This is a genomic window from Microvirga makkahensis (genome assembly GCF_009830105.1).
GTDB classification, from domain to species: Bacteria; Pseudomonadota; Alphaproteobacteria; order Rhizobiales; family Beijerinckiaceae; genus Microvirga; species Microvirga makkahensis.
In genome coordinates this window covers 1-665 of sequence record NZ_WURB01000089.1, presented here as the reverse complement: position 1 = coordinate 665, position 665 = coordinate 1, and the positions used below count along the sequence as shown (strand labels likewise).

The 665-nt window shown below is 65.7% G+C and carries 1 protein-coding gene; it reads right to left on the bottom strand.

Going from position 1 to position 665, the window contains the following annotated elements:
- Positions 1–577 (bottom strand): ATP-binding cassette domain-containing protein (locus GR328_RS26570; RefSeq protein WP_160888637.1); only part of this gene is annotated, 577 nt, incomplete at its 3' end.
- Positions 578–665: the final 88 nt, after the last annotated feature.

The window sequence follows — 665 nt, the reverse complement described above, 5'->3', positions numbered from 1 at the left end:
GGCTGACGATGATCGCGCCGCCCCGCCAATCGGCGAGAAGATCGATCACCGCCGCGCGTCCCTCGCGGTCGAGGTTGTTCGTCGGCTCGTCGAGCAGCAGGAAGTCAGGCTCCGCGAAGATGAGCGCGGCAAGGCGGGCCCGTGTGCTTTGTCCGCCCGACATCGTTGCCAGGCGGGTCTCAGGTTCCACATCGAGCCCGACCTGGCCAAGAGCGGAGGCAATTCGGGCCTCCAGCGTCCAATCGGCGTCCGCAAGTTCTTCGGCAGTGGCCGCGCCGCTCGCGGCCCGGCGAAGTAATGCAAGCGCTTCGGCAATGCCGAAGAGATTGGCAACGGTTTCGCCCGGAGCGACCTGAACGGTCTGGCGCAGGACACCCAGGGTGCCGTTGACGGCCGCCGTGCCGGAGTGCGGGCGCAGCTCGCCGGAGATCAGCTTGAGAAGCGTGGTTTTGCCGATGCCGTTGCGGCCGACGAGAGCCGCTCGTTCCAGGCCGAACGCCAGATCGAGATCGGAAAGGAGAGCACGCCCGTCAGGCGCGGACCATGAAAGTTTGGAGAGGATGATGGAGGCGGGCATGGAAACGGATCGTCCCGAGGGCAAAGCAGAGCGGCAGTGCTGTCGGGTCGAGATCCATCGGTGCTCACATCCTGTTCTACATGGCGCA